This window comes from Streptomyces sp. NPDC004134, from assembly GCF_042874195.1.
Taxonomy (GTDB): Bacteria; Actinomycetota; Actinomycetes; order Streptomycetales; family Streptomycetaceae; genus Streptomyces.
In genome coordinates, this window is record NZ_JBIAMS010000033.1 from 1 (window position 1) to 21,073 (window position 21,073).

General features: G+C 76.2%; 21 protein-coding genes, 1 pseudogene and 1 riboswitch. Of the genes and pseudogenes, 8 read left to right on the forward strand and 14 right to left on the reverse strand.

Going from position 1 to position 21,073, the window contains the following annotated elements; genetic code table 11:
- Positions 1-489 precede the first annotated feature (489 nt).
- Both ACFYVJ_RS30890 and ACFYVJ_RS30895 read left to right on the forward strand, forming a co-directional pair.
- Positions 490-1,098 (forward strand): VanZ family protein, encoded by a 609-nt coding sequence (locus ACFYVJ_RS30890; RefSeq protein WP_388898506.1) that lies wholly within the window; start codon positions 490-492, stop codon positions 1,096-1,098.
- 90 nt (positions 1,099-1,188) lie between these two features.
- Positions 1,189-2,109 (forward strand): YihY/virulence factor BrkB family protein, encoded by a 921-nt coding sequence (locus ACFYVJ_RS30895; protein ID WP_388898508.1) that lies wholly within the window; start codon positions 1,189-1,191, stop codon positions 2,107-2,109.
- 38 nt (positions 2,110-2,147) lie between these two features.
- On the opposite strand, the gene ACFYVJ_RS30900 is transcribed toward ACFYVJ_RS30895, so the two are convergent.
- The 5 genes from ACFYVJ_RS30900 to ACFYVJ_RS30920 all read right to left on the reverse strand — a co-directional run bounded on the left by ACFYVJ_RS30900 (position 2,148) and on the right by ACFYVJ_RS30920 (position 6,061).
- Positions 2,148-2,504: a PRC-barrel domain-containing protein gene (locus tag ACFYVJ_RS30900; RefSeq protein ID WP_388898512.1), complete on the reverse strand. Its 357-nt coding sequence runs from the start codon at positions 2,502-2,504 to the stop codon at positions 2,148-2,150.
- Between the two features lie 22 nt (positions 2,505-2,526).
- Complete coding sequence (locus tag ACFYVJ_RS30905; protein WP_388898757.1) at positions 2,527-4,059, reverse strand: bifunctional phosphatase PAP2/diacylglycerol kinase family protein; 1,533 nt, start codon at positions 4,057-4,059, stop codon at positions 2,527-2,529.
- Between the two features lie 203 nt (positions 4,060-4,262).
- A complete protein-coding gene (locus tag ACFYVJ_RS30910; RefSeq protein WP_388898515.1) occupies positions 4,263-5,129 on the reverse strand; it encodes a SigB/SigF/SigG family RNA polymerase sigma factor in 867 nt (288 codons plus the stop codon).
- Positions 5,130-5,293: 164 nt separating this feature from the next.
- Complete coding sequence (locus ACFYVJ_RS30915; protein ID WP_388898517.1) at positions 5,294-5,716, reverse strand: STAS domain-containing protein; 423 nt, start codon at positions 5,714-5,716, stop codon at positions 5,294-5,296.
- A gap of 60 nt (positions 5,717-5,776) precedes the next feature.
- On the reverse strand, positions 5,777-6,061 hold the full coding sequence (locus ACFYVJ_RS30920; protein WP_388898520.1) for a hypothetical protein: 285 nt from the start codon (positions 6,059-6,061) through the stop codon (positions 5,777-5,779).
- A gap of 141 nt (positions 6,062-6,202) precedes the next feature.
- Between ACFYVJ_RS30920 and ACFYVJ_RS30925 the strand changes: the two genes are divergently transcribed.
- Positions 6,203-7,567, forward strand: a complete 1,365-nt coding sequence (locus tag ACFYVJ_RS30925) for a cryptochrome/photolyase family protein (protein ID WP_388898522.1) — start codon at positions 6,203-6,205, stop codon at positions 7,565-7,567.
- A 57-nt stretch (positions 7,568-7,624) separates the two neighbouring features.
- Here the strand turns inward: ACFYVJ_RS30925 and ACFYVJ_RS30930 are convergent, their stop codons facing one another.
- From ACFYVJ_RS30930 to ACFYVJ_RS30945, 4 genes and pseudogenes are all read right to left on the reverse strand, one after another.
- Positions 7,625-8,320, reverse strand: a complete 696-nt coding sequence (locus tag ACFYVJ_RS30930) for a (2Fe-2S)-binding protein (protein ID WP_388898525.1) — start codon at positions 8,318-8,320, stop codon at positions 7,625-7,627.
- 278 nt (positions 8,321-8,598) lie between these two features.
- A pseudogene (locus tag ACFYVJ_RS30935) lies at positions 8,599-9,435 on the reverse strand (ABC transporter ATP-binding protein); the annotation flags it as partial.
- Positions 9,405-10,442 carry a FecCD family ABC transporter permease gene (locus ACFYVJ_RS30940; RefSeq protein ID WP_388898528.1) on the reverse strand — a complete coding sequence of 346 codons (1,038 nt, stop codon included), beginning with the start codon at positions 10,440-10,442 and terminating at the stop codon, positions 9,405-9,407. The pseudogene ACFYVJ_RS30935 and the gene ACFYVJ_RS30940, both read right to left, overlap by 31 nt.
- Positions 10,439-11,296: an ABC transporter substrate-binding protein gene (locus ACFYVJ_RS30945; RefSeq protein ID WP_388898760.1), complete on the reverse strand. Its 858-nt coding sequence runs from the start codon at positions 11,294-11,296 to the stop codon at positions 10,439-10,441. The genes ACFYVJ_RS30940 and ACFYVJ_RS30945 overlap by 4 nt, the downstream gene beginning before the upstream one ends.
- Positions 11,297-11,470: 174 nt before the next feature.
- Positions 11,471-11,662, reverse strand: a riboswitch (cobalamin riboswitch).
- Between the two features lie 94 nt (positions 11,663-11,756).
- Between ACFYVJ_RS30945 and ACFYVJ_RS30950 the strand changes: the two genes are divergently transcribed.
- From ACFYVJ_RS30950 to ACFYVJ_RS30965, 4 genes are all read left to right on the forward strand, one after another.
- On the forward strand, positions 11,757-12,179 hold the full coding sequence (locus tag ACFYVJ_RS30950) for a GNAT family N-acetyltransferase (RefSeq protein ID WP_388898531.1): 423 nt from the start codon (positions 11,757-11,759) through the stop codon (positions 12,177-12,179).
- A gap of 48 nt (positions 12,180-12,227) precedes the next feature.
- Entirely contained in the window at positions 12,228-12,596 is a 369-nt protein-coding gene (locus ACFYVJ_RS30955) for an ArsR/SmtB family transcription factor (RefSeq protein WP_388898534.1), read from the forward strand.
- A 91-nt stretch (positions 12,597-12,687) separates the two neighbouring features.
- A complete protein-coding gene (locus tag ACFYVJ_RS30960; RefSeq protein ID WP_388898762.1) occupies positions 12,688-13,986 on the forward strand; it encodes an MFS transporter in 1,299 nt (432 codons plus the stop codon).
- Between the two features lie 120 nt (positions 13,987-14,106).
- On the forward strand, positions 14,107-14,901 hold the full coding sequence (locus ACFYVJ_RS30965) for a hypothetical protein (protein WP_388898537.1): 795 nt from the start codon (positions 14,107-14,109) through the stop codon (positions 14,899-14,901).
- 39 nt (positions 14,902-14,940) lie between these two features.
- Here ACFYVJ_RS30965 and ACFYVJ_RS30970 read toward each other — a convergent pair whose 3' ends face one another.
- Entirely contained in the window at positions 14,941-16,263 is a 1,323-nt protein-coding gene (locus tag ACFYVJ_RS30970) for an FAD-binding oxidoreductase (protein ID WP_388898539.1), read from the reverse strand.
- 144 nt (positions 16,264-16,407) lie between these two features.
- Positions 16,408-17,076, reverse strand: coding sequence for a hypothetical protein (locus ACFYVJ_RS30975; protein ID WP_388898542.1), 669 nt, complete (start codon positions 17,074-17,076; stop codon positions 16,408-16,410).
- A gap of 212 nt (positions 17,077-17,288) precedes the next feature.
- Here ACFYVJ_RS30975 and ACFYVJ_RS30980 point away from each other — a divergent pair, with 212 nt between their 5' ends.
- Positions 17,289-18,143, forward strand: a complete 855-nt coding sequence (locus ACFYVJ_RS30980) for a hypothetical protein (protein ID WP_388898545.1) — start codon at positions 17,289-17,291, stop codon at positions 18,141-18,143.
- Between the two features lie 80 nt (positions 18,144-18,223).
- On the opposite strand, the gene ACFYVJ_RS30985 is transcribed toward ACFYVJ_RS30980, so the two are convergent.
- From ACFYVJ_RS30985 to crcB (ACFYVJ_RS30995), 3 genes are all read right to left on the reverse strand, one after another.
- The gene (locus ACFYVJ_RS30985; RefSeq protein ID WP_388898548.1) at positions 18,224-19,390 is read right to left on the reverse strand and encodes a Cmx/CmrA family chloramphenicol efflux MFS transporter; all 1,167 of its coding nucleotides are present in this window, start codon (positions 19,388-19,390) and stop codon (positions 18,224-18,226) included.
- 323 nt (positions 19,391-19,713) lie between these two features.
- Positions 19,714-20,088, reverse strand: a complete 375-nt coding sequence (gene crcB, locus ACFYVJ_RS30990; RefSeq protein ID WP_388898550.1) for a fluoride efflux transporter CrcB — start codon at positions 20,086-20,088, stop codon at positions 19,714-19,716.
- Positions 20,085-20,636 (reverse strand): fluoride efflux transporter CrcB, encoded by a 552-nt coding sequence (gene crcB, locus ACFYVJ_RS30995; protein WP_388898553.1) that lies wholly within the window; start codon positions 20,634-20,636, stop codon positions 20,085-20,087. Before crcB (ACFYVJ_RS30995) ends, crcB (ACFYVJ_RS30990) begins: the two co-directional genes overlap by 4 nt.
- Positions 20,637-21,073: the final 437 nt, after the last annotated feature.

A 21,073-nucleotide genomic window follows, 5' to 3' on the forward strand; every position in this document is an offset into this window, starting at 1 on the left:
CTTCCCCCGACGCCGGCCAGCCCGACACCAAGGGCCCACCGCGCCGCCGCCCCCGACACCGGTCCATCCCGCGCCCCCCCCCCCCCCCCCCCCGGCCCCCCCCCCCCGCCCCCGCCCCCCCCCCCCCCGGCCCCCCCCCCCCCCCCCCCCCCCCCCCCCCCCCCCCCGGCCCCGCCCCCCCCGCCCCCCGGCCCCCCCCCGCCCCCCCCCCCCGCCGCGGCGTATCAGTCTTCGCACACGGAGGCGACCCTCGTACGCCCGTCGCACCCCGGGCTCGTCGGCACTCGCCTCCCCCGGGTCCCGCGGGCCGCGGCCGCCCCACCGGTCACGCTCCCGTGCATACCGTCCGGACGGCCGGGTAACCGCCCGCTCACACGTCGCCGGGCAGCCCGCCCGGCCTCGGAAGGGAGGGTTCATGTCATCCGCGCCCCCGTCCGCCGACGAGTCGCGAAGCGCCCGCGGCACCGCCGCCGGCCCCGGGGAGGCATGATGGGCATCTCCCGCAAGCACCGGGACCCGGCCGCCCCCGACGGCCCGACCGACGGCACCGCCGCCGAGATCACCGCCGGCGAAACAGCCGCCACGAAGCCGCCCACCGGCGCGGCGCCCGTGGCCCGCTGGGTGCGCATAGGCGCCATGCTGGTCGCGTTCGCCCTGATGGTGGCCTTCGCCGTGGTGCTGGCGCGGCTGACGCTGGAGGCGTCCTCAGCCGCGGAACCCATGACGCACACGAACCTGCGCCCCGGCGACTCGATCCGCGACTACCTCACCCAGCCGGCGTTCGTGGACACCGTCCGGCAGCTCGGCGGCAACATCCTCCTCGGCGTCCCCTTCGGCCTGCTGCTCCCCGTGCTCGTGCCGCCCGCCAGGGGCCTGCTGCGGGTGGGCCTGTGCACCGCCGCGGTGATGACGGCCGTCGAGGTGGTCCAGGGCACCTTCCTCACGGGCCGGGCGTTCGACATCGATGACGTCATCCTCAACACCACCGGGGCCTTCCTCGGCTATCTGTTCCTCGGCCGCCGCCTCGGCCGCGCCGTGCACCCGCCGCGCCGCCGCTGGTGGCACCGGTTCTTCCGGGGGCCGCGCCCGGCCGGTTGAAGAGACGGCGGCCCGCACACGGTAGACAGGGACCGTCCACGGCGGCGTGCCCGGCGGGTGCGGAGCGAAGGAAGAGCGGAGCATGGACCGATGAAGCGCGGGGTGCACGCACGGGGCAGATGGGCGAACGGGGCGCGCTACCGCGCCGCTCTGCGCCGTACCCCCGTGGCCCTCTGGAACGACGACATCAGCGACTGGGCCGCCGCCCTCACGTACTACGCCATACTCACGGTCCTGCCCACGCTCTTCGTCACCCTCACCGTCATCGGCCTCGCCGACCCCTCCGGCACCGAAGCCCTCATCGCCTACATCGCCGGGCTCGCCCCCACCGGCACCGACACCGCGCTCAACGACGCCCTCCACGACATCACCCGCGGCCAGTCCACCGCCTGGATCCTCACCACCGTGGGCACCGCCAGCGCGGTCTGGTCCGCGTGCAGCTTCCTGTCCGTCTTCCGCCGCGCCCTGCACGCGATGTACGGCACCCCCGACAGCCGGCCCGTGCTGCGCCGCGCGCCCGCGATCCTCGCGATGGCGCTGCTGCTGCTCACGCTGCTGGTGTCCGGCGCGCTGACGCTGGTGGTCACCGGGCCCGGCATGCGGGCGCTGGGGCGGCCGCTGGGGATGGGCGAGCAGACGGCGGCGCTGTGGGACTTCCTGCGCTGGCCGTTCCTGGTCTTCGTGGCGGCGCTGCTGGTGCTGCTGCTCTTCCGCTCGGGGCCGCCGGAGTCGCGCACCGTGTCGCACGCCGTGCCGGGCGGGCTGCTGGCGGGCGTGCTGTGGCTGCTGGCGTCGGTCGGGTTCGCGATGTACGCCTCGTACGCGGCGGGGACGTACAGCAGGCTGTACGGGTCACTCGCCGGGGTCGTCGTCTTCCTGATCTGGCTGTGGTTCTCGAACCTGGCGCTGCTGGCCGGCGCGCAGTTCAACGCACTGCTCGCGCGCGGCGAGGGCACGCCGGAGGCGGCCCGCCCGCCGCGGCGCCCTGCGATGCCTGCCGTACCGCGGTGAGGACCGCGGCGCCCTGACGCGCCGGGCCGGGGGCGGGGTCAGCGGCGGGCCAGCCGGCGCTCGCCCGCCGCGCCCGACTCGTACTCCAGCTCGTAGTGCTTGTAGACCGCCGGCTCCTCCTCGAACGTCAGCTCCCCGTCCGTGTCGATCGACGGCGCGGACTTGACCTGGCCCTTGTCGTACGCGACGGTCAGGTACCCGGGGCTGACGGACGCGCCGTCCAGCGGGACGAACACGAGCCGCTTGCGGCCCGGCACGCCGGCCTTGACGGTGGCGAAGGACGGCATGTCCGTGCGGGTGTCGACGTAGACGGCCTCCATCTCGCCGATCTTGCCGCCGTCCGCGCCGCGGACGGGGTGGCCGCGCCACTCGCGGATGTCGTGTGCCTCGAACATGCGGGCCTCCCGGGAGGATGCGTCAGTTCTTGGCCGGCCGGTAGACGGTCAGCGCTCTTTCGAGCTTATCCAGCACAAACGCGGTCGGCGCGGGGACGACCTCCCCGTCGTAGGCCATCCGCGTGCCCTCGGGCAGCCCCGAGACGACGATCCGGCGCAGCCGTCCGGCCGCGTACAGCCGGGTCCTGGCCAGGCCCCCGGCCAGCGCGGTGGCCAGCAGCCGGGTGCGCGCGAAGTCCCCCGCGCGGGCGATGCGCACGTCCAGTACCCCGTCGGCGAGGTTGTCTCGGCGCACGGGCGCGATGCCCACGCTGTGGTACATGCCCGTCCCCGCGAACAGCAGCCACACCTCCCGCCGCCGGCCGTTGATCCGCGCGCTCACCGGTTTCGCCGTACGCATGACGCGCAGCACCGCCGCGACCGTGCCGAGCGGGCCGCGGAACGGCGGCGGGAAGCCCTCGCGCCGCCGCACCAGCTCGGGGTAGACGCCGAGGCTGAAGGTGTTCAGGAAGAGGACCGGCGGGCCCGCGGGCTCCCGGGGCCGGAGCCGGCCGATGTCCACGGCGACGGCGCTGCCGCGCGCCACCGCCTCGCCGGCCTCGGCGATGGTCTCCACCCCGAGGTCGGTGGCGAAGTGGTTGAACGTGCCACCCGGCAGTACGGCCAGCGGCACGCCGTGCCGCATGGCGGCCTCCGCCGCCGCGGCCACCGTGCCGTCCCCGCCGCAGACGCCCAGGGCGCCGCCGTGGCGCGCCGCCTCGCGCGCCGCGGTGTCCAGCAACTCGGGCAGCGGTTCCGCCCCCGGGTCGTCCGGCGTGCCGGCCACCGCCACCCGGGCTTCCGGCAGCACGGCCGCGAGCTGCCGCACCGGGTCGGCGAACTGCTGCCCGCCGGAGGCGGGGTTGACCACGACGTACAGCCCGGCGCCCGCGGGCAGCGCGGGCGCCTCGGCGGGCGGCGGCGTCGGGTGCCGCCCGCGGACGCGGGGCGGCACCAGGCGGCGGACGACGAGCGCCGCGCCCAGCCCGAGCGCGGCCCCGGCGAGCACGTCGCTGGGGTAGTGGACGCCGGTGTAGATCCGGGAGAAGCCGACCGACAGCGCGACCGGCGCCAGGACGGCCCCCCAGCGCGGCGACTCCATCGCGACGCCGCACACGAAGGCGGCGGCGGAGGCGGTGTGTCCTGACGGGAAGGACGACGTGATCGGCTGGCGGGTGACATGCCGGATGACGGGCACCGCGTCGAGCACCGGCCGGGCGCGCCGGAACGCGCCCTTGCCCGCCGTGTTCGCCGTCGCGGAGGCCAGTGCCAGCGACCCGAGCCCGCGCAGCGCGGCACGGCGCCCGCGCGCGCCGCCGAACGCGGCGACGGCCGCGGCGGTGCCGAACCAGAGGACGCCGTGGTCGGCGCCCCGGCTCAGCCGCGGCAGCACCGGCTCGGCGCCGGGCCAGCGGGTCGCGGCGACCCGGGCGAAGAGCGCGTGGTCCGCCCGGCGCAGCCGCCGGGCCACCGTGGGCCGGCCGCCGCGCCCGGCGGCGGCGAGGTCCTCGTACAGGCCGCGCCCGGCGTCCCGCAGCACCCGCGCCGCCCGCCGCGCACCGGGCCCGCCCGGCCGCCGCGCGGCGGCGAGGCCCCCGGCCGCGGCGCGGGCGGCGGCCCGCACCGAGCGTTCGGCCCGGGCGGTCCCGGTCGCCTCCCGGCGCCGTACGCGGCCGGGACGCCCGGAACGCCCGCCCCGCCGCAGTGGCGCTCGCACGCTCACGCCGGCTCGGTCAGTCCCTCGCGCAGGCGTCTGAGGATCGAGGTCAGCAGCCGGGACACGTGCATCTGCGAGATGCCCAGCTCCGCGCCGATCTCGCTCTGCGTCATCTCGGCGCCGAACCGCAGGTCGAGCACCTTGCGGTCGCGCTCCGGCAGCGCCTCGACCAGCGGTTTGAGCGACACCAGGTTCTCGACCTTCTCCAGGTCGGGGTCCGTCACCCCGGTGCGCCGCGCGAGGAAGGACTCGCCCTCCTCGTCGGCGGCGTGGTAGTCGAGCGAGGAGGTCTTGTACGCATTGGCGGCGACCAGCCCCTCGACGACCTCGTCCGGGTCGAGGCCCGTCTGCTCCGCGAGCTCCGCGACGCTCGGGCCGCGGCCCAGCGTCTGCTCCAGCTTCGCGCTCGCCTTCGCCAGCGTCAGCCGCCGCTCCTGCATCCGCCGCGGCACCCGCACCGCCCAGGAGGTGTCGCGGAAGTGGCGCTTGATCTCGCCCATGATCGTGGGCAGCGCGAAGGTGGGGAACTCGGTGCCCTCACCGAGGTCGTAGCGGTTGATCGCCTTGATCAGGCCGACGGTGCCGACCTGCACGACGTCCTCGCGGGACTCGCTGCGCAGCCGGAAGCGGCTGACGGCGTAGCGGACGAGCGCGAGGTTCAGCTCGACGAGGGTGTTGCGGACGTAGGAGTACGCGTACGTGCCCTCCTCCAGCTCCGCCAGCCGGCCGAAGAGGACCCGGGACAGAGTGCGCGCGTCGGCGGTACTCACCTCGCGCAGCTCCGGCAGCGGCGGCAGGTCGAGGCCGGCGAGCGGGTCGGTGCCGGTGGTGCCGATGGCCGGGTCGGTGCCGGTCACGAATGTCGTCATGGTGTCCCCCTGATGTGGACTTCTGCTCGACAGGCGTTGTGTGCAGCTACCCGTCATCACGGCGGCTATACCTGACCGTTACTTTGCATCCGTAATCAACGTGGTCCGGCGACACCCCCTTCAGCTCGCATTTCCGCTCGTCCGTAGGCCATTTGCAGCACGCGTCAACGATCAGGGCGCAGGGGGCGCGCGTCGCCCGGGACCGCGCCGGGGGGCCACCTCGCCCGCAGCGGCTCCGGCACGTGCTCCAGCGCCTCCCGCACGCTGCGGTACGCGGCGAGCATGTCGGTGCTGCCCGTCTGCTCCAGCAGGTACGTCACCCGCCGGCCCACGGCGGCGAGCAGCAGCTCGCCGCCCTGCCGGCGCAGCAGCCAGCGCACCGCGAAGAGGCAGTTGAGGCCGCGGGAGTCGCAGAAGCCGAGCGTGGTGAGGTCGAGGACGACGTAGCGGTGCCCGGAGTCCACGCAGGACCCCACGGTGTCGAGGAACAGCCGCTCGCCTCCGTGGTCCAGTTCGCCGCCGACGCGGATCACCGCGCACTGCGCACTGGAGCTGAGCACGTGCAGCGTCAGTCGCTGTCCCCTCATCGTCCCTCCCTCCCTTGCTCCCTGGGCTGCCGGTGCCGCGGCTGCCGCGCCGGCGTCAGATCACCACCGTTTGACGGTCCTGGACACCGTGTGCCCGACCGCGAGGTAGACGAGGGCGGCGATCCCGTAGTTGAGCAGGACCTGCCACCAGTCGGGGTCCACGGTGAACATGTCGCGGGACCAGCCCGCGAGCCAGCTCGCGATGTCGTGCACGAAGGCGACGAAGTCGTTCGAGCGGTTCGCGTCGAGGACATACAGGAATATCCACAGTCCGATCACGATCGCGGCCAGATCCGCGATCCCGGCGATCACTGCCGCCGCACTAGGTCTGCTTCTGTTCGGCATTCACGGCGTCTTGCCGAGTAACGAATCGGTAAACGCCGCCCGGGGTCGGGCCTTCGGTGGCCTGCGTCACGGTACGGGCCGGGCGTACGCCACCGGCATGGCGGCCCGGCGCTGGGGCGGCCTCGCCGTGAGAATGCCGGGATGAGCGTCGCCGTCTGCCTCTTCACGTCCGACCTCCGGCTGCACGACAACCCCGCGCTGCACGCCGCCGTGCGCGCCGCGGACGAAGTCGTGCCGCTGTTCGTCTCGGACGACGCCCTCGCCCGGACCGGCTTCGTGCGGCCCAACAGGCGGGCGTTCCTCGCGGACTGCCTCGCCGGCCTCGACAAGGCGCTGCGGGCGCGCGGCGGCCGTCTCGTCGTCCGCACCGGGGACCCGGTCCGCGAGGCGGTCGGGGTCGCGGCGGCCGCGGCCGCGGCCGAGGTGCACGTCGCCGCGGGCGTCAGCGCGTACGCGCAGCGCCGCGAGACCCGGCTGCGCGAGGCGCTGGCGGCGGACGGGCGGCGGCTCGTCGTGCACGACGCGGCGGTCACCGTGCTGCCGCCGGGCGCGGTGACGCCGCAGGCGCGGGACCACTTCGCGGTGTTCACCCCGTACTTCCGCCGCTGGGCCGCCGCCGACCTGCGCACGCCGCTGCCCGCACCGCGCCGCGTCCCGGTCCCCGCGGGCGTCCGTTCGCTCGCGCTCCCGGCGCGCGCGGAGGTCTCCGGCACCTCACCGGGGCTCGCCCGCGGCGGCGAGAAGGAGGGCCGGCGGCGCTTCGCGGCCTGGCTGCGCGCCGGGTTGTCCGCGTACGAGGACCGCCACGACGACCTCCCCGGCGACGCCACCTCCCGGCTCTCCCCGCACCTGCACTTCGGCACGCTCTCCGCGACCGAACTCGTCCACCGCGCCCGCGCGGCGGGCGGTCCCGGCGCCGACGCCTTCGTCCGGCAGCTCGCCTGGCGGGACTTCCACCACCAGGTCCTCGCCGCGCGCCCCGACGCGTCCCACGCCGACTACCGCCCGCGCGGCGACCGGTGGCGCACCGACGCCGCCGAGATCGGGGCGTGGCGTACGGGGCGGACCGGCTACCCGATCGTCGACGCGGCGATGCGGCAGCTCGCGCACGAGGGCTGGATGCACAACCGCGGCCGGCTGCTGACCGCGAGCTTCCTGACGAAGACGCTGTACGTGGACTGGCGGGTCGGCGCCGCGCACTTCCTGGACCTGCTGGTCGACGGGGACATCGCGAACAACCAGCTCAACTGGCAGTGGGTGGCCGGGACGGGCACCGACACGCGGCCGAACCGGGTACTCAACCCGCTGGCGCAGGCGCGGCGCTACGACCCAGAGGGGACGTACGTGCGGCGCTGGGTGCCGGAGCTGGCGGGGGTCGCGGGAGCGGCGGTGCACCGGCCGTGGACGCTCCCGGCGGGGGAGCGGGCGGGGTTGGGGTATCCGGAGCGGGTGGTGGAGCTGGCGGAGGGGGCGGACCGGTTCCTGCGGGGGCGGGGCAAGCGGTGAGGCGGGTTCCGGCGCGTGTACGGGGCCGGGCCGGCCCGGGTCCGGGGCGGGTGTCGGTCACGTACGCAGCGAGCAGTCGCCGCACGTGCCGCCGCCGGGGACCCGGTAGTACAGGCAGCAGCTACGGCGCCGGAAGACCAGCCCGGGCCCGGTGAGCAGCCCCGTGCCGGCCAGCCGGCCGGTGCACAGCAGGGCGTCCGTGAGCCGGGTCAGCGGGTCGCCCAGCGCCGGGCGGGCGGCGCGGAGCGCGGCGGCGGCGCCGACGAGCGCGGAGGCGGCGTTGCCGTAGAGCAGCCCGGCGGCGACCTTGACGCGCAGCCCCGCGGCGAGCGGCTCCAGGTGCCGGGTCACCACCTCCTCGTACAGCACCTCCGGCAGCCGGTCCGTCGCGGGCGCCGGCCGCCCGGCGGGCACGGGCAGCCGCAGCGTGGGGCCTTCGTCGGCGCGCTGGAGCCCGGTCAGGTCCGGTACGACGCCGTGGAGGAGGGCGCAGGCGAGCACCGGGGACCAGAGCCGGGAGGCGTGGCCGAACTGGACGAGGGAGGCGCCGATGCGGAGTTCGGCGGTGCCGTAGCGGCCGGCGGTGGCGGCGACGAGGTCGGCGGCGCCGCGGGCGTAGGTGTCGGCGACGGGGTGCCAGCCGTCGCCGGGCCCGGCGACGGCGAGGGCGAAGAACGGCCCGAGCGCGGCGACGTCGCCGAGCGCGGCGGCGACGACGGCCGGGGGCAGGGGCTGGTCGGCGGCGGAGGTCACGGTGCTCCCTTCTGGCCGGGGCGGAACCGGCCGGTGACGGTGGGCGGTTCGGACGGCCCGGGTGGATCGGCGGCCGGGGCCGGGCCGGGAAGACCGGCGGCCGGGTGCGGGAAGCGGGGACCCGGCGGGCCCGGCGGCTCCACGCCCGGGGGCGGGGCAGCGTCCGGCGCCGTGGGCGGGCCGGGCCAGCCCGCACCCGCGCACGAACCCGCACCCCCGCGCGAGCCGGCCCCCTCAGGCACCGCCGCCCCACCCGGCCAACCCTGGCCCCCCGCCGTGGCCGCCCCCGGCGGGGGCGCGTCGGGGAGCAGGGTGATGTGGGGGCGGGACGTGGCCGGGTGGATGCCGACCTCCGCCGCCACCCCGTACACCTCCGCGAGCAGCGCGGACGTCAGCACGTCCGCCGGCGGGCCGGTGACGACCGCGCGGCCGGCCCGCAGCACGCAGATGCGGTCGCAGAACGCGGCGGCCAGGTTGAGGTCGTGCAGGGCGACCAGCGCGGTGGCGCCGAGGCCGCGGACGAGGCGGAGCGCGTCGAGCTGGTGGCGCAGGTCGAGGTGGTTGGTCGGCTCGTCGAGCACCATCGTGCCGGCGCGCTGCGCCAGCGCCCGCGCGATCAGCACCCGCTGCTTCTCGCCCCCCGACAGCCGGTCGAACGGCGCCCCGGCCAGCTCGGCCGCCCCGACCGCCGCGAGGCTGCCGGCGATGACGGCGCGGTCGGCGTCGTCGTCCCCGGCGAAGGCCCGCTTGTGCGGTGTCCGGCCCATGGCCACCACGTCGTACACCGTCAGCTCGAAGGCGCCAGGGATCTCCTGGAGCACCGCGGCGAGCCGCCGCGCCAGCCGCTTGGCGGGCAGGGCGCGCACGTCGTCGCCGTCGAGGAGTACGCGCCCGGAGGTGGGCCGCAGCGCGCGGTAGACGGTGCGTAGCAGCGTCGTCTTGCCCGCGCCGTTGGGACCGACGAGGCCGACCACCTCGCCCGGCGCGACGTCGAGGGACACCGCGTCGACGAGCGTGCGCCCGCCCGCGGTCACGGTGACGGACTCCAGCCGCAGGGCGCCGGGCGCGGCGGGCGCGGCGGCGGTCACCGGGCGGCCCCGCGGCGCATCAGCCACAGGAAGAACGGCCCGCCCGCGAGTGCCGTCAGCACTCCCACCGGGACCTCCTCGGGGCTGATCAGCGTGCGCGCCGCCAGGTCGGCGGCGATCAGGAACGCGGCGCCGAGCAGCGCCGCCGCGGGCAGCGCCCGGCGGTGGTCGGCGCCGGTGAGCAGGCGCACCACGTGCGGCAGGATCAGCCCGACGAACCCGATCGCCCCGCTGACCGCGACCGCCGCGCCGACCATCACGGCGACCAGCGCGAACGTCGCGGAGCGGAAGCGGTGCACGTCAAGGCCGAGGGCGGCGGCGGCCTCCTCGCCGGCGAGGAGCAGGTTGAGCGGCCGGGCGACGGCCAGCAGCGCGGCCGTGCCGAGGACGACGACGGCCAGCGGGATCCAGATGAGCCGCCACGTGCTGCCGGCGAGGCCGCCGAGCATCCAGCGCAGCGCGGCCTGCGTCTTGTGCGGGTCGCCTGAGGTGACGATGAGGAACCCGACGACGGCGGAGAGGACTTCGGCCATGGCGACGCCCGCGAGCACCAGGCGCAGCGACGTCATGCGGCCGTCGGTGCCGAGGGCGAGGACGTAGACGGCGACGAGCGCGGCAAGGGCGCCGGCGAAGGCCGCGAGCGGCAGCGTGAAGAGGCCGAGGACGGTGACGTTGAAGACGACGACGAGCACGGCGCCGACCGTGGCGCCCGAGGAGATGCCGAGCAGCATGGGGTCGGCGAGCGGATTCCGTACGAGCGCCTGGAGCGCCATCCCGCACACCGCGAGCCCCGCCCCGACCGCCCCGGCGAGCAGCACGCGCGGGAGGCGCACGTCCCACACGATGGTCTCGCGCACGGGCGTCCAGCCGGGGTCCGCGAGGGCGGGGTGGAGGCGGTGCAGGAGGATGCCCCAGACCTGGCCGGCGGGGACGCGCACGGAGCCGAGGGCGACGGCGGCGGTGGCGGAGACCAGCAGCAGGCCGAGGAGGAGGACGAGCAGGGCGGGAAAGGGCAGCGCCCGGGCCCTCGTCACCGGAAGCGGTCCGGATGGAGCTGGCGGGCCAGCGAGTCGACGGCCTCCGGGACCCGGACGCCGAGGACGGTCGAGGACAGCGGGAGCACCGCGAAGCGCTCGTTCCGTATCGCCGGGACGTCCTTGAGCGCCGGATGGGAGAGCAGGAACCGCTTCTTGTCGGCGACGGACTGGTCGCCGTAGTCGTAGATGACGACCACGTCCGGTGCCCGGGCGGCGACCTGCTCGAACGACACGTCGCCGAAGGTCTTGCCGACGTCGGCGAAGACGTTGGCGCCGCCGGCCAGTTCGATGATCTCGTTGCCGATCCCGCCGCCGCCCGCGGTGAACGCGGTCTTGTCCCCGCTGTCGTAGACGAAGACCTCCGCCGCCTGTGCCCCGGCGACCGCCTCCCGCACGCCGTCGAGCGTCCCGTGCAGCCCGGCGAGCAGCTTCTCCGCCCGCCGCGGGACGCCGAACACCTCGGCGACGGTGCGTATCTCGCGGTCCATGAGGTCCACCGTCACCGGCGGGTCCGCACACTCCTCCAGGCTGAGGTAGGAGTCGATGCCGGCCCCGGCGAGCGCGTCGCGGCCGCGGCCCTCCTCGAAGGTGCTGGCGAACCCGCCGTAGACGAAGTCGGGTTCCGCGGCGAGGAGCGTCTCGTACGAGGGGTACTCGCCGGCGATCACCTCGATGCCGTCGTACGCCTCGCGGTAGGCGGGCAGGATCTCGTCGTCGAGATAGCCGGTGCCGACCATGGACTTCTCCAGCCCGAGGGCGAGCATGATCTCGGTGACGTGCTGGTTGAGGGTCACGGCCCGCTCGGGGGGCCGCTCGTAGACGGTCTCGACCCCGCAGTTGCCGACGGTCACGGGAAACCCGGGCGGCGACTCCCCCTCCGCCCGCCCGTCGTCCCGCGCGGGCCCCCCGCAGGCGGCGAGGAGCAACAGGGAAAGGGGAACGACCACACGCAGCGACCGCACCGGGCCGCGCAGCAGGGCACGCACGACGGCGCACGCTCCTCTCCGGGGAAATCCGCCCCAGATCCGCCGAGGAGGCGACGACGTGAGTCTCCTGGCTCTCGGTTCGCCGCCGGCCCCTGGCCTTCCCACCCCCGCGGGGGCAGTGGCCTGTTCGGAGCCGGCTCACCGATCACAGTGGCGGGACCGCACCGGATTCACACCGGCTTCCTCGTTCCGCCGTCGCCTTTGGAGGCGCCATCATCGCAGACGAACCCCCCTCCGGGGGAGGGCGCGTGACGTGCACGACAGGCACCCCGGAGCCACCCGCCGCCACCTGACCGGCGGGCGGCGGCCCGTTAAGGTGTAACGCATGGAATCGATGAGCGGCCCTTACGAGATACGGGCCGGGGTGCCCTCCGTCGCGGACTTCCGGCGGTTGCGGACCGGGGCCGGGCTGTCGGACAAGGCGGCCGAGGCGGCTGCCGCCGGGTTGCCGCACACCTGGTACGGGGTCGTCGTGTACCACCGCGGGGTGCCCGTGGGGATGGGGCGGGTCGTGGGGGACGGGGGGACCGTGTTCCAGGTGGTGGACATGTGCGTGCTGCCCGACCACCAGGGGCAGGGGCTCGGGAAGCAGATCATGGCGGCGCTCGTCGCCGAGCTGGACCGGCGGGCGCCCGCCACCGCGTACGTGTCGCTCGTCGCCGACGGGCCCGCGCGGTTCCTGTACGAGAAGTTCGGCTTCGCCGACGTCGCCGGGCACGGCTCCGTCGGCATGTACCGCGCGGGCTGAGCAGCCGCGACGCCCGCCCCGCGCCTCGTACGGCCATACGATAGGCGCATGCCGGAGCGCGACACCGCCCCCTCGCCCACCCCCGCCGTCCACCGTCACGAGTGGACCCCCGACCGGGAGCAGCTCGAAGCCGCGAGCACGGTGTTCTCGCTGCTCGCCGACGCGACGCGGCTGCACCTGCTGTGGCTGCTCGCCGAGGGCGAGGCCGACGTCACCGAGCTGGCCACCGCCAGCGGCGCCGCCCGGCCGGCCGTCAGCCAGCATCTGGCCAAGCTGCGCCTCGCCCACCTGGTGCACTCCAGGAAGGAAGGCAGGCGCGTCGTCTACTCGCTGCGCGACGGGCATCTGCGCGGCCTCGTCGTCGAGGCCCTCAACCACGCCGACCACCTCATGACCGGCGAGCCCTGGCACTCCTGAACCGGTAACGGCCCGCGGGAATAACGCCGGGGCCCTCCTCTGCTTATCATGTGCGTATATGCGCACACGAGCACAGGAAGAGGCCAGGGCCATGTTCTCCGTACTCCGCAACCGCACCTACCGGCACCTCTTCGCCGCCCAGGTCGTCGCCCTCGTCGGCACCGGCCTCGCCACCGTCGCGCTCAGCCTCCTCGCCTACGACCTCGCCGGCGGCAACGCCTCCGCCGTCCTCGGCACCGCGCTGGCCGTCAAGATGGTCGCCTACGTCGGCATCGCCCCCGTCATCGGCGCCCTCGGCGACCGCATCCCGCGGCGCGCCCTGCTGGTCGCCGCCGACCTCGTGCGCGGCGTCGTCGCGCTCGCGCTGCCGTTCGTGACCGAGGTCTGGCAGATCTACGTGCTGATCTTCCTGCTCCAGTCCGCCTCCGCCGCGTTCACCCCGACCTTCCAGGCCACCATCCCCGAGGTGCTCCCCGCCGAGCGGGACTACACCCGCGCGCTGTCGCTGTCGCGGCTCGCGTACGACATGGAGAGCCTGTTCAGCCCCGTGCTCGCGGCCGGGCTGCTGACGCTCCTCACGTACGACCGGCTCTTCCTCGGCACCGCCGCCGGCTTCGCCGCCTCCGCCGCGCTGGTCGTCTCCGTGGCGCTGCCGAAGCCGGCCCCGCGCGAGACCGGCGGGCAGGGCGGCACGGAGAACGGCGGATTGTTCGCCAGGGCCGCGTACGGGATCAGGCTCTTCGGCTCCGCGCCCCGGCTCCGCGCGCTCCTCGCGATCAACTTCGCCGTCGCGGCGGCCAGTTCGATGGTCATCGTCAACACCGTCGTCCTGGTCCGCGACCACTTCGCCCGCCCGGTCGGCGACGTCTCGCTCGCGCTGGGCGCCTACGGCGCCGGGTCGATGGCCGTCGCGCTGGCGCTCCCCCGGGTGCTGGAACGGGCCGGCGACCGCGCGGTGATGCTGCCGGCGGCGTTCGTGCCGGCGCCGGTGCTGGCGGTCGTCGGGGCGGGCCTCGCCGCGGGGATGCGGACCTGGCCGGCGCTGCTCGCCGCGTGGGCCGTGCTCGGCGCGGCGACCTCGGCGATGGTGACGCCGGCGGGGCGGCTGATCCGCGGCGCGGTGCCGGCGAAGGCGGATCTGCCGGCGGCGTTCGCGGCGCAGTTCTCGCTGTCGCACGTCGCGTGGCTGGTCACGTACCCGCTGGCCGGCTATCTCGCGGCTGAGGCGGGGACGGGCGTGGCGGCGGGCGTGCTGGCGGCCGTCGGGCTCGCGGCGGCGGTGGCGGCGGTGCTGCTGTGGCGGCCCGCGGGCGCGGCGCGCACGGCCGGGCCGCATCTGCCGGCCGGCGGCGCGCGGCTCACCCGGGACCGTACGACCACCGCCGCGTAGCGCCCGCGCAGGACACCGCGTGACACCCGTCACCGCACGTCGCTATACCCCCAGGGGGTATATCTGCTACGCTGCTCGGCAGACGGACCGCACCGGATACGAAGGGCAAGGACACCCACCATGAACGCCACCCAGCACCACGACGCCGGCCACGGTCACCACGACGCCCACGCCCACCACGGCCACGGCGCCCCGGCGGGACCCGCCGGGCTGGAGAGCTCCGAGGACGGCTACACCCTCGCGCTGGAGACCACCGCGGTCCCCGCGGGCGCCGAGACCGAGCTGCGCTTCCGCCTCCTCGGCACCGACGGCCGCCCGGTCGCCGGCCTCACGCCGATCCACGACAAGCTCGTCCACCTGATCGTCGTACGCCGCGACCTCACCCGTTACGTCCACGTCCACCCCGCGGAGGCGGCCGACGGCACCTGGTCCGTCCGCGTCCTCCTCCCCGAGGCCGGGGCCTACCGCGTCTTCGCCGACCTCGCCCCCGCCGCGCTCGGCCGCACCCTCACCCTCGGCGCGGACCTCGCGGTGGGCGACGGCGCCGGGCCCGCGCGCGAACTCCCCGCGCCCGCCCCGGCCTTCGCCGTCGACGGCCGCGAGGTGACGCTCACCGGCGAGCTCGCGGCCGGTGAGGGGCGGCGGCTGGAGTTCGCCGTCGCCCGCGACGGCGGGCCGGTCACCGACCTGCAGCCCTATCTCGCCGCGTACGGCCACCTCGTGGCGCTGCGCCGCGAGGACCTCGCGTACGTCCACGTCCACCCGGACGGCTCCCCCGGCGACGGCACGACCGAACCCGGCCCCGTCGTGGCGTTCCACGCGCAGGTGCCGGGCCCGGGGACGTACCGGCTGTTCCTCGACTTCAAGCACGAGGACGTGGTGCGCACCGCGGAGTTCACCGCGGTCGTGCGGTGACGGCAGCCGCCCAGGCCGCGGAGGCGGCCGGCGCGGAGGTCAGTCCCTGCCGACCGGGAAGTTGCTGCGGAACACCCCCTGCGGGTCGCGGGCGCGCTTGACGGCCCGCAGGCGGGCCAGGCTCTCCGGGCCGAAGACGTCCGCCGCGCCCTCGTCGGGGCCCAGGAACGTGTACGGCTTGCGGCCCGCGACGTACGGGCCGAGGGCCTTCACCAGCGCGTCCCGGCGGGCGGGGATGCCGGCGGCCACCTCGGGCGAGAACGGGACACCGAAGAGGTACAGCAGGTACGGCTCCGGCAGCGCGCCGTGCGGGGAGTCCGAGGGGCGGGCCAGCGCGCCGCCGACGTGGCGGAGCTGGACGCCGAGCAGCGGCGCGATCGGCTCCGCGAGGAGCGTGCCGATCACGGTGTCGTCGACGGCCGTGAGCATCTCGGCGCGGCCGAGGCCCGGGCTGGGGTCTTCTGGCTCGCCGGTGATGGTGCCCAGCTCGTGGACGGGCAGCACGGCCCGGTTGTCGTCGATCCGGCCCGCGATCGCGTCGAACGGGCGCAGCAGCTCGGGCCCGGCGTCCCCGGCGCCCTCGCCGAGGTACGTGCTGTGGACGGCGATCATCGGGTCGGCCCCGGGGACGTTGAGCAGCCCGGCCCAGACGGTCAGTTCGCCGGGCGCCGCGGCGGTCACCGAGCGGAAGACGTCGAGCACCTCCCGGGCCTGCGCGCCGGGCCACAGCATCTGGCCGCCGTAGAGGGCGGGCGCGGGGTACAGGCGGAACTCCGTCGCGGTGACGAGCACGTAGTCGCCCCCGCCGCCCCGCAGCGCCCAGAACAGCTCGGGGTCGCTCTCGGCGGTCACCCGGGCGGGCACGCCCTCGGCGTCGACGACCTCGAAGGCGGTGACCGAGTCGGCCGCCCATCCGTGCGCGCGGCTGAACCAGCCGACGCCGCCGCCCAGCGTGTAGCCCGTCACGGAGACGACGGGGGAGCTGCCGGGCAGGCCGGTCAGCCCGTGCCGCGACGCCTCTTCCTGTACGCGCCCCCACTTCACCCCGGCGCCGACCCGCGCGATCCGCGCCCCGGGGTCGACCCGCACCTCGTCGAGCAGCCCCGTGCGCAGCAGAACGGCGCCCTCCGCGGACCCCGAGGCGCCGTGCCCCGCGGGCTGCGCGGCGACGGCGACCCCGGCCCGCCGGGCGTAGCGCACCAGCGCGGCGACGTCGTCGGCGTCGGCCGCCTCCACGACGCCGGCCGCGGCGGGCTGCGGCACGGCCAGGTTCCACGGCTTGGCGGCCGCCTCGAAGCCGTCGTCGCCGGGCAGGAGCACCCGGCCGCGGACGGCGGAACGGAGTTCGGCGAAGCTGCTCATCTCGGATCCTTACGGAAGTCAGCAACAAACGGTTCGGATCCGAGCATCTCGCGCGGGTCTGACATCGGGGCGCGCGGGGCGCCCGTACGACCGGGACCTTCCGGGACGAACGAGACAGCGCGAACCGCCCCCGCCTGCCCGCGGCTAGGCGTGCCCCGGCCGCCGGGCCAGTTGCGCGCGGGCGTGCGCGAACGCCGCCTCGGCGTCCAGTTCGCCCGCGTCCACCGGCACCGTCGGCCACGGCGTACGGGCCAGCACCCGCAGGGTCAGCTCCGTCTCCGCCCGCAGGTGGGCCGCCGCCGACTCCAGGTCCCGTACGTGCCGCGTGCCCGGCGAGGAGCCCAGCTTCGCGACGTACCACTCCGCCCACCCGGCGCCCTCGCGGGCGACCGCCCGGCGCAGGGCCGCCCCGGGGTCGTCGTGCACGTAGACGACCGTGACCTCCGCGGGGGCCACCGCCCGGACCAGGTCCTCGGCCACGCCCGCGATCGTGTCCTCGTCGTGGCCCCAGGCCACGAGGGACGGCACGAACGGCAGCAGCGCGTCCGTCACCAGGACGCCCGTGCCGGCGGCGGCCGCCTCCGCGACGTACGCGCGGACGCACGCGACCAGCGTCTCCGGGCGCACCGCCCCGGTGCCGTCCGCGAACTCCTCGGCCACCGGGCGGAACGCCTCCCGCGCGAGGATGTCGGCCTCCTCGAAGTGGTCGACCACCGCCCCGTCCGCGCGCAGCGCGGCGGCGAGGGCGCGGCAGAGGGTGGACTTGCCGACCCCGGGGCTGTTCCCGATCACGGACACGAGCCGAACTGTCATCGCGGCAGTCTCGCAGCCGCCGCCGGGCCCGGGGGAGGTGGGTGCGATGTCCGGAGGCGCGGCGGTCTGCACCGACTCCTGCAGTGTGAGATAGGTCTCACCGCCGCACTCCTTATGGGGATTCTTCGTGCTCCGAGGGATTCCGGCGCTGGCACATTGTTCCGGCGTCGGAGGACCCCTCGCCCCCACGCGACGGAAGGGACGCCAGGACAGTGACGACGATCTACTGCCCGCGGTGCGACAGCCGGCACGACCCGGCCGGCGCGCCGTGGTGCGCGCAGCCGCGCCACGTGCCCGCGGTCCCCGAGATCTACGGGACCCTCGGCACCCCGGCGCTGCAGCTTCCCGCCGCCCCGCCGAGCGGGCCCGCGCCCGGGGACCTGGAGCTGTTCGACGCCTACGACGGGACGGCGCCCCTGCCCGCGGTGACGGAAGCCGCGGACGACGGCGGGGCCGTGGGCGCGGAACTCGTGCCCGTACGGCCCCGGTCGCGGCACCGGCGCTACAAGCGGCGCAGCCGGCGGCTGGCCGGTCTCGCGGCCGCCGGGATGACCGTGCTCTCCGGCGGGCTGCTCGCCGCGAACGCGATGGGCGGCGGCGGAGGGGCCCGTACGGACGGGGCCGTGGCGCGCGCCGACACCCCCGTGCAGCCGCTCCCGTCCGAGGAGCCCGGCAACGACGACGGCACCACCCCGGACGGCGACCGCCCCTCGGGCGCGGCGAAGCCGGACGGCGCGGAGCCCGCCGAACCGCGCACCGGGCCGACGAAGGCCGCCCGCGACGCCGACCGGCCCACGAAGAGCCCGGCACCGACGAACGACAGCCCGGAGCCGACGGCCACCACCCCGGCGGAGGGCCGCGTCACGGCGCCGGACACCGCGGAACCCGAGTCGTCGCCGTCCACGAGCACCCCGACGCCCACGCCGAGCAACGAGGGCGACAACGACGGCGGGGACGACGGCGGCTCGACCGGGTCCGGCGGCTCCGGCTCCGGTGGCGGCTCGACCGAGGACCCCGACCGCGGCGGCCTCGAACTCGACCTCCCCCTCCTCCCCGGCCTCCTCTGACGGCGGCCACCGCGCCCACACCGCCGTCCCCGGCGCCGTTCACCCGGCGACCGCCGTTCACCCGGCGACCCCGACGGCGCTCACCCGCCGTTCCGCACCCCCGCGACCACCCCGCGGAACGGCACCGCCACGAGCAGCGCCGCCAGCACCAGCACCCCGCTCGCCCACAGCGGCCCGCGGGTCCCCGCGGCGCCGATCGCCCCCGCGGCGACGAGCGGCCCCGCCACGGCGCCGACGTTGAGCGCCGCCGTCGCGTACGCCCCGGCCATCGTGGGTGCGCCGGCGGCCTCGTACAGCACCCGCGTGATCAGCGTGCTGCCCACCGCGAACGACAGCGCCCCCAGCACGCACACGAGCCCCAGCAGGGCGACCGGATACCCGGCCAGCAGCCCCAGCACCGGCCAGCCGGCGAGCAGCAGCGGCCCGCCGGCCGCGACGACCGCACCGGGCCGCACGTCCGCGAGCCGCCCCGCGAGGGTGACGCCGGCGAACGACCCCGCCCCGAAGAGCACCAGCGCCACCGAGATCCACGGCTTGGCCAGCCCGGCGGTATCGGTCACCAGCGGCGCCAGGAAGGTGAAGCTGCCGAACGTGGCCGCGTTCACCAGCGCGCCGAGCAGCATGACGAGGATCAGCCGCGGGCTCCTGAGCCGCGCGATCTCCGAGCGCAGCGCGGGCTCGCCCGCCGCGCCCGGCCGCGCCCGGCCCCCGGGGATCCCCGCGAGGATGCCGAGGGCCGCGGGCAGGCAGAGGGCGGCGACCGCCCAGAACGTGGCCCGCCAGCCGAACGCCGTGCCCAGCAGCGAGCCGCCCGGCACCCCGGCGATCGTCGCCACCGTCGTACCGGACAGCAGGACGGCAAGCGCCCGCCCCTTCCGGTCCGGCGGTACGAGCCCGGCGGCGGTGGTCAGCGCGACGGCGAGGAAGCCCGCGTTCGCCAGCGCGGCGACGACGCGGGTGGCGAACAACACCGCGAAGCTGCCGGTGACGGCGCCCACGACGTGTGCCGCCGCGAACACGACGACGAAGGCGAGAAGCGTGCTCCGGGCCGGCCAGTTGCGGGCGAGCGCGGCCACGAGCGGGGCGCCGACGACCATGCCGATCGCGAACGCGGAGGTGAGGGTGCCCGCCGTGCCGACGGAGACGCCGGCGTCGGCGGCGATGTCCGGCAGCAGTCCTGCGAGCATGAACTCGGACGTGCCCATGGCGAAGACGACCAGGGCGAGCAGATAGAGCGGGAAGGGCATCGAGGGGCTCCGAGACGAGGAGAGGAAGAGCGGGAAGACGTCTCGGTCACCGCGGTGTCAGCGCCCGGAGGGCGCACCCGTACGGCCGCGCCGGGCGGCGCGGCGGCGGGGCTGCGGACTCAGTGGTTCAGGGGGCTGACGGCGTGACCGAAAGCCCCCGCCCTGTCCGACTCGGGACTCGACATGACGCGCACGCTACCCGAGCGGCGGCCGGGTAGGCACGCCGGTTTTCCGGTACGCAGGATCCGTACGGCCCGCACCGCCCGCGCCGTCCGCGCCCCCACGCTGTCCGTACGGTCCGTACGGCCGCGAGAGGCCGGCCCTCACCCCCACACCGCCTCCCCCGCCGCCGCACCCAGGAACGCCGCGCCGAGCCCCACCGCCAGGCTCGCGCCCACGTACGCCGCCGCGTACCGCCCCCTGCCCTTCTCCGCCAGCCGCAGCACCTCGTACGAGAACGTCGAGTACGTCGTCAGCGCCCCGCACAGCCCCGTGCCCAGCAGCAGCCGCACCGACTCGGAGGCGGCGCCCGCCAGCGTCGCGCCCGCCAGCGTGCCGAGGATCAGGCAGCCGGTGACGTTGACGGCCAGCGTGCCCCAGGGGAAGGCCGAGCCGTGCCGCAACTGCACCGCCCGGTCCGCGACGTACCGCAGCGGCGCCCCGGCGATCCCCCCGGCGACCACGAGCAGCCAGTTCACGCGTCCCCCTCCCCCGCGGACGCCCGCGAACCGCCCGCGCCGGACGCGGGACGCCCCACCGCCCGCCGCGTCGCGGCCTGCGCCGCCCACACCGCCGCCAGCGCCGTGACCGGCGTCAGCACCAGGTACGCCACCCCCGCCGCCGCCCGGTCCGCCTCCGCCACCAGCCGCTGCACGTCCACCGCGTACGTCGAGAACGTCGTGAACCCGCCGAGCACCCCCGCGCCCAGGAACGGCCGCACCAGCCGGTGCGCCGTCCGCGCCTCCGTGATCAGCACCATCAGCACGCCGATCGCCGCGCACCCGACGACGTTCACCAGCAGCGTCGTCCACGGGAAGGCCGCCGGGTCCGTGGGCCACAGCAGCCCGGCCCCGTACCGCGCCGCGGACCCCAGGCCGCCGCCCAGCGCCACCATCGCCACCGGCGCGCCCTGGCCGCGCCAGCGGTGCTCGGCGGGCGCGGGCAGCGCCACCTCGACATCGGGGTCGACCGGCTCGGCCCGGTGCCTCCGGCGGGCGTCCTCGCCGGGCCGCGGGGCCTCCGTCATGTGCGCACCTCACCCACTCGCCGCGGCGCGCGCGGCAACGCGCGCCTTCCGTCGCAAGCAGGGACCGTTGGCGGCATCGGGTGCCGCGGTTCGGGTACGGCGGGCCCCACCGCCGCGGGACGGCCGGACCGGCGTACCGGCGGCCGTCTCCGTACCCCAGGCTACGCTCCCGCACCCCCCGCGGGGCCGCCCGCGCCCCCGCCCGGCAGGCGGTGCCGGCACGCGGCGCCCGCACCGCCCCCACCTGCGTATGAATCCCGTCAACGCCGTGCCCCGCCTCGTCAGGAGACCGTCAACGCCTGTCACATCCGTCCCGCGGCGGGGTTTCTCTGGACATGTCCGTTCGATTCGATTCCGTCTAGGAGCACCGATGGCCGACGTGGCCTTCGTCGTCACCACACTCGCGGTCTTCGCGCTGGTGGCGCTCATCGCCCGAG

Coding starts and splice junctions, on each gene's coding strand:
- ACFYVJ_RS30975 (WP_388898542.1), bottom strand. CDS start 17,076: ATGACAGTTCGGCTCGTGTCCGTGATCGGGAACAGCCCCGGGGTCGGC.
- ACFYVJ_RS30900 (WP_388898512.1), bottom strand. CDS start 2,504: ATGTTCGAGGCACACGACATCCGCGAGTGGCGCGGCCACCCCGTCCGC.
- ACFYVJ_RS30925 (WP_388898522.1), top strand. CDS start 6,203: ATGAGCGTCGCCGTCTGCCTCTTCACGTCCGACCTCCGGCTGCACGAC.
- ACFYVJ_RS30915 (WP_388898517.1), bottom strand. CDS start 5,716: ATGAGGGGACAGCGACTGACGCTGCACGTGCTCAGCTCCAGTGCGCAG.
- ACFYVJ_RS30920 (WP_388898520.1), bottom strand. CDS start 6,061: ATGCCGAACAGAAGCAGACCTAGTGCGGCGGCAGTGATCGCCGGGATC.
- ACFYVJ_RS30985 (WP_388898548.1), bottom strand. CDS start 19,390: ATGCCCTTCCCGCTCTATCTGCTCGCCCTGGTCGTCTTCGCCATGGGC.
- crcB (WP_388898553.1), bottom strand. CDS start 20,636: ATGACGGAGGCCCCGCGGCCCGGCGAGGACGCCCGCCGGAGGCACCGG.
- ACFYVJ_RS30910 (WP_388898515.1), bottom strand. CDS start 5,129: ATGACGACATTCGTGACCGGCACCGACCCGGCCATCGGCACCACCGGC.
- ACFYVJ_RS30955 (WP_388898534.1), top strand. CDS start 12,228: ATGCCGGAGCGCGACACCGCCCCCTCGCCCACCCCCGCCGTCCACCGT.
- ACFYVJ_RS30895 (WP_388898508.1), top strand. CDS start 1,189: ATGAAGCGCGGGGTGCACGCACGGGGCAGATGGGCGAACGGGGCGCGC.
- ACFYVJ_RS30960 (WP_388898762.1), top strand. CDS start 12,688: ATGTTCTCCGTACTCCGCAACCGCACCTACCGGCACCTCTTCGCCGCC.
- ACFYVJ_RS30965 (WP_388898537.1), top strand. CDS start 14,107: ATGAACGCCACCCAGCACCACGACGCCGGCCACGGTCACCACGACGCC.
- ACFYVJ_RS30890 (WP_388898506.1), top strand. CDS start 490: ATGGGCATCTCCCGCAAGCACCGGGACCCGGCCGCCCCCGACGGCCCG.
- ACFYVJ_RS30950 (WP_388898531.1), top strand. CDS start 11,757: ATGGAATCGATGAGCGGCCCTTACGAGATACGGGCCGGGGTGCCCTCC.
- ACFYVJ_RS30970 (WP_388898539.1), bottom strand. CDS start 16,263: ATGAGCAGCTTCGCCGAACTCCGTTCCGCCGTCCGCGGCCGGGTGCTC.